Annotated in this window: 5 protein-coding genes; 4 read left to right on the plus strand and 1 reads right to left on the minus strand. The window is 73.0% G+C overall.

Annotated elements, in window-relative coordinates:
* Positions 1–864: sugar kinase (locus VJR25_RS14120; protein ID WP_324116096.1), on the minus strand; the 864-nt coding region annotated here is incomplete at its 3' end.
* Positions 865–955: 91 nt separating this feature from the next.
* Between VJR25_RS14120 and VJR25_RS14125 the strand changes: the two genes are divergently transcribed.
* From VJR25_RS14125 to VJR25_RS14140, 4 genes are read left to right on the plus strand one after another with little or no spacing between them, the layout of a single operon-like run.
* Positions 956–2,299 carry an amino acid aldolase gene (locus VJR25_RS14125; protein ID WP_324116099.1) on the plus strand — a complete coding sequence of 448 codons (1,344 nt, stop codon included), beginning with the start codon at positions 956–958 and terminating at the stop codon, positions 2,297–2,299.
* Between the two features lie 9 nt (positions 2,300–2,308).
* Positions 2,309–4,027: an N-acyl-D-amino-acid deacylase family protein gene (locus VJR25_RS14130; protein ID WP_324116101.1), complete on the plus strand. Its 1,719-nt coding sequence runs from the start codon at positions 2,309–2,311 to the stop codon at positions 4,025–4,027.
* Entirely contained in the window at positions 4,027–4,758 is a 732-nt protein-coding gene (locus tag VJR25_RS14135; RefSeq protein ID WP_324116103.1) for an IclR family transcriptional regulator, read from the plus strand. The genes VJR25_RS14130 and VJR25_RS14135 overlap by 1 nt, the downstream gene beginning before the upstream one ends.
* A 28-nt stretch (positions 4,759–4,786) precedes the next feature.
* Complete coding sequence (locus VJR25_RS14140; protein WP_324116105.1) at positions 4,787–5,170, plus strand: RidA family protein; 384 nt, start codon at positions 4,787–4,789, stop codon at positions 5,168–5,170.
* The last annotated feature ends 479 nt before the right edge of the window (positions 5,171–5,649 follow it).

Here is a 5,649-nt window from a genome sequence, read left to right on the forward strand (position 1 = left end):
CCCGGCGGCGAGGCGCTCGCCGGCGTCCGCCCCCTGCAGGTGCGCCGCGAGGTAGCCGGCGGCGAACGCGTCGCCGGCGCCGACGGCCTCGACGACCTCGGTCGGGATGGCCGGGGCGAAGCTGCGCACGTCGGCGGTGGCGAAGCGGTGGAACTCGGTCGCGCCCACGTCGCCGTCCTTGACGACCAGCATCGTGGGGCGGGGGATGAGCTCGCGCACCGCATCCGGGTCGGCGGTTCCCCACAGGCCCTCCGCCTCGTCGAGGCCGACGAACACGAGGTCCGCGCGGCGCGCGAGGGCGAGCAGCGTCGGGGCGGCGACACCGGGTTCCCACAGCGAGGCGCGGTGGTTGACGTCGAAGCTCAGGATGCCGGAGCCCGCCGACACCCGGTCGATGACCGTGTCGATGAGCGCCGCGCAGGAGTGGGAGAGTGCCGGCGTGATGCCCGAGATGTGCACGATCTCCGCCTCCTCCAGCGGAACCGCGGCGACGCTCGCCGGGCTCATGTGCGCGGCCGCGGACCCGCTGCGGTAGTAGAGCACGCCGCGCCCCGGGTCTTTGAAGTACACGCCGGTGGGGGCCTGCGGGTCCCGGGTCACCCAGTGCACGTCCACGCCGTGCCGGGCGACGTCCTCGCGCACGCGCACGCCCAGGGCGTCGGCGCCGACGGCGCTCACCCAGGCGGTGGGGATGCCGAGGTGGGCGACGTGCATGGCGACGTTGGACTCGGCGCCGCCGACGAGCAGGCGCACGTCCCGGGCGGTCGCGAGGGACTCCGCGTGCGCCGGGGTGATCAGCGCCATGGTCTCGCCGAGGGCGATCAGCCGCGGGGTGGACGAAGCGGACGCAGACGGATCGGTCATGCTTCCATGATGGTCTTCGACGTGCGAAAAATGCAACGCACGTTGTAGTATTTGCACAGCACGATGACACGGAACGGATGAAGGGCGCGGGATGGACGCGGACGGACAGCTGCTGACGGCACACGACAAGGGGCTGCCCGCGCGGGCGATCGGCATGACGGCATCCGACTTCCTCGCGACCCGTCCGCGCCTCGACGAGTTCTGGACGCCGCTCATCGTGCTCGACGACGCCGCGATGCGCTCGAACGTCGCGACCATGGCGGCCTGGTGCGCCGAGCGCGGGCTCGAGATCATGCCGCACGGCAAGACCACGATGGCGCCCGACCTGTGGAAGCGGCAGACGGATGCCGGAGCCCTCGGCATCACGCTCGCGACCATGGGCCAGGTGCGCACCGGCCGCGACCTCGGGCTCGACTCGATCATGCTCGCCAACGCCGCCGTCGATGCGCGCTCGCTCGCCTGGCTCGCAGGCCAACTCGCCGCCCCTGCCTTCCGGTTCGTGTGCTGGGCCGACTCGCTCGCGACCGTCGACGCGATGGAGCGCGGCCTGCGCGCGGTCGGCGTGCCGCGCCCGGTCGACGTGTGCGTGGAACTCGGCGCAGTCGGCGGCCGCACCGGCGCCCGCTCGCTCCGCGAGGCGGTGGCGATCGCCGAGCGACTCGCCTCCTCCGAGGTGCTCCGCCTCGCCGGTGTCGCCGGGTACGAGGGCAGCCTCGGCCACGACCGATCGCCCGCCGCGCTCGCGGCGGTGCGCATGTACCTCGAGGCGCAACTGGAGCTGCACGCGGCGATCGGTCACCTGTACGACGACGGGGAGCGGTACGTGACGGCGGGCGGAAGCGCCTACTTCGACGTCGTCGCCGAGGTCTGGGCACAGGCGCCGCGCGACGACCGCACGCATTTCACGCTGCGCTCGGGCGCCTACATCGTGCACGACGACGGCTTCTACCGCGGCATCTCCCCGTTCGACGAGGGCCGCTCGTCGAGCGAGCGCAGCGACCTCCGCTCGTCGGGCGAGCGCAGCGACCCGCGCTCGTTGAGCGAGCGCAGCGAGACGAAACGCCCCGTGCCCGACACCGATTCCCCGCGTTTCGTGAACGCCATGCACGGCATCGTCCGGGTGGTCTCGAGCCCCGAGCCCGGCCTCGCGCTCGTCGACGGGGGCAAGCGCGACCTGCCGTACGACGAGGGGCTGCCGATCCCGCGCGCGGCGGCGGACGACCTCGCCGGGCCGTGGCATCCGCTCGACGCGACCGTGTCGGCCATGAACGACCAGCACTCCTACGTGCGGCCCGCAGCGCCCCTGCCGATCGGCTCGGTGGTGCGCCTCGGGCTGTCGCATCCGTGCACCGCGTTCGACAAGTGGCGCGTGCTGCCGGTCGTCGAATCCGTCGAGTCGGACGTGGTCACCGGCCTCGTCCGCACCTACTTCTGAGGAGTGCCGGTGTCGAATCGAACGGTGCTGCGCGGCGGGTCGGTGGTCGCTGCCGACGGTCCGGCGCGCGCGGACGTCGCCGTCGAGGGGGCGGCGATCACACAGGTCGGGGCGGTCGACCCGCAGCCCGGCGACGTCGTGCTGGATGCCGCGGAACGCCTGATCCTGCCCGGATTCGTCGACGCGCACTCGCACGCCGACGGACTGGTGGCAGACCCCTCCGTCACCCGCGCGCTGCTGCGCCAGGGCGTCACCACGGTGATCGGCGGACAGGACGGGGTCTCGTACGCCCCCGGCGACGGCGGCTACGCGAGCGGCTACTTCGCGGCGATCAACGGACCGCATCCGACGTACCGGGGCGGGGGAGTCGATGCGCTCCTGGCATCCGTCGACGGCACGTCCGCGCTCAACGCCGGCTACCTCGTCCCGGCCGGAACGGTGCGGTTCGAGGTGTGCGGGCGGGAGGACCGGCCGGCGACCGACGACGAGCGGCGGCGCATGGGCGACCTCGTCGGGCAGGGCATGGCCGAGGGGGCACTGGGTCTGTCCAGCGGCCTCGACTACGTGCCGAACATCTTCCAGGATGCGGCCGAGCTCGCGGCCCTGTGCGCGCCGGTCGCGCGGGCGGGCGGCGTGTACGTCAGCCACATGCGCGGCGGGTACGAGGCGAACACGGCGGCGGGCATCGCCGAGATGGTCGAGATCGCGCGACGGGCGGGGCAGGATGCCGGCGCTTCGCTGCCCGTGCACGTCGCGCACTTCCATGCCGACGCCGACATCGTGCTCGCCCAGCTCGCCGAGCTCGAGAAGGCGGGGGTGGACGCCACCTTCGACGCCTACCCGTACATCCGCGGCTGCACGCTGCTCGGCATGCCGCTGCTGCCGCCCGAGGTGTCCGCGCTGCCGGCGGTCGAAGCCGTCGGCGTGCTCTCCGACCCCGCCCGTCGCGCCGACCTGCGTGCCGCCGGGATCGCCCGCGCCACCCGCAGCGCCAGCCTCGGTCCGGACTGGCCGGACATGATCACGCTCGCGCACATCGCCGCGCCCGAGCTGGCGTGGGCGCTCGGGCTCACTCTGCGCGCCGCCGCCGCGCGCGCCGGCACCGACCCGATGGACTTCGCACTCGACGTGCTGGCGGCATCCCGCCTCGAGGCGAGCGCCGTCATGGCCGTGCGCAACCCGCGTCCGAGCACCGAGCTCGCCCGGATCTTCGCGCACCCGCGCCACATGGGCGGCTCGGACGGCATCTTCATCGGCGCGCACCCGCATCCGCGCACGTCGGGCACCTTCGCCCGCTACCTGCGCGAGTACGTGCGGGAGCTCGGCACGTGGACGTGGGCCGACGCCGTGCAGCACCTGTCCGGGCTTCCCGTCCGGCGGTTCGGCCTCGGCCGCCGCGGCGCGGTCGAGCCCGGAGCGGTCGCCGATCTGGTGCTCGTCGACCCGGTGAACGTGGCCGACACCGCGACCTACGAGAGTCCGCGCAGCCTCGCGGTCGGCATCGACGACGTGCTGGTCGCCGGCATCCCCGTGCTGCGCGGCGGCGACCTGACCGGAGCCCTCCCCGGCCGCGGCCTGCGCCGCAGCCCTGCTTCCCCCCGGCCGCCCCGCGAGCGAAGCCCCCGGCCGCCCCGCGAGCGAAGTGCCCGGTCGCCCCGCGAGCGAAGCGCCCGGTCGTTGAGCGAGCGAAGCGAGTCGAAACGCCCGGCCCCCGGAGCGGATTCCTGATGTCGCAGAGCGTCACACGAGCAGCCGGCATCCTCACCGCCCTCGCCGACGAACCCCAGTCGGTGGCGGCGCTCGCCGAGCGGTTCGGCATCCATCGCTCGACCATGTTCCGCGAGCTGCAGAGCCTCGAACAGGTCGGTTTCGTGCGCCGGCAGGGCGACGGCCGGTACGCCCCCGGCATGCAGCTCGCCGTGCTCGGGAGCGCGGCGCTGGAGCACCTCGACCTGCGCGGCGCCGCGTTCGCGCACGTGCGTCGGCTGCACCGCATCGTCGGCAACACCGTGCACGTCGGCGCGCTCGTCGGCGACGAGATCGTGTACGTGGACAAGGTGGAGGACGCCGCGGGCGTGCGCATGTACTCCCGCGTCGGGTCCGCCGTGCACCCCCACTGCAGCGGCATCGGCAAGGCGGTGCTGGCCGGTCTCCCGCGGGACCGCCGGGACGCCGTGCTCGCCGGCTGCGACTGGCGCCGGTACACCGCGAACACCCTCGTCACGCGGGAGGCGCTCGACGCCGAGCTCGCCGTCACCGCGCGCCGGGGGTGGGCGGCCGACGACGCCGAGTTCGAGGACTTCGTCAACTGCGTCGCAGTGCCCATCGTGTCCTCCGCCGGAATCGTCGGAGCTCTCTCGCTCACGGCGCTGCGGGCCGTGCAGAACCTGACCCAGCTCGAGCAGCGCGTGCCGCTGCTGCGCGAGACCGCCGCCGAGATCTCCCGGGATCTCGGCTAGACCTGACCGACAACGAAGGGAAACAACCATGCCCAAGACCGGTTTCTACGCCGAAGGCGCCCCCAACCCGGCGGGCCCGTACAGCCACGGTGTCGTCGCGAACGGCTTCCTGTACACCGCCGGCTTCGGCCCGCAGGATGCCGCGAACGACCACGCGGTCGCGGACAACGTCGGCGACCAGACCCGCCAGGTGCTCCGCAACATCCAGACCGTCCTCGCCGTCCACGGCCTCACGATGGACGACGTCGTGAAGAGCACCGTGCACCTCGAGGACCTCGCCGACTTCGCCGAGTTCAACGAGGCCTACCAGGAGTTCTTCACCGCGCCCTACCCGGTGCGCACCACGGTGGGCTCGCGTCTCGCGAACATCCTCGTCGAGATCGACGTGGTCGCCGCCTTCCCCCAGCCCTGACCCCCGCGCCCGCTCTCCCGCTCCCGGCAACTCCGCCTCCCCCCTCTTCTCTTGTTCAAGGGTCACATTCTGCGGGTCTCACCAACATTTCGTGACCCTTGAACGGCGAGCGTGCCGGGGAGGCGGCCGGCTTCTTCTGCTCAGGGGTCACGTTCTGCGGGTCTCACCAACAATTCGTGGCCCTTGAACGGCGAGCGTGCCGGGGAGGCGGCTGGCTTCTTCTGCTCAGGGGTCACGATCTGCGGGGTTGACCCGCAATTCGAGACCCTTGAGCGAAAGCGGCCGGCGAGAGGGGTGCCGGCGGGATCGGGCCCGGGCGAGGATCAGGCCGTGGGTCAGATCCCGGATCAGACCCCGGCGCGGACGCGGGCACCGTCGAACCAGTGGTGCCTGTGCGCGTCGGGGTCGCCGGCGATGATCGCGGTCAGGAGCTCGGCGGCGCGCCGTCCGTACGCCGTCGGGGCCAGATCGATGACCGT

Origin of the sequence: Microbacterium sp., assembly GCF_035277845.1 — a bacterium.
In the GTDB taxonomy this organism is placed as follows: Bacteria; Actinomycetota; Actinomycetes; order Actinomycetales; family Microbacteriaceae; genus Microbacterium.

Bases quoted from the DNA above. Each gene is read 5' to 3' on its own strand.
- VJR25_RS14135 (WP_324116103.1), top strand. From the start codon at position 4,027: ATGTCGCAGAGCGTCACACGAGCAGCCGGCATCCTCACCGCCCTCGCC.
- VJR25_RS14140 (WP_324116105.1), top strand. From the start codon at position 4,787: ATGCCCAAGACCGGTTTCTACGCCGAAGGCGCCCCCAACCCGGCGGGC.
- VJR25_RS14125 (WP_324116099.1), top strand. From the start codon at position 956: ATGGACGCGGACGGACAGCTGCTGACGGCACACGACAAGGGGCTGCCC.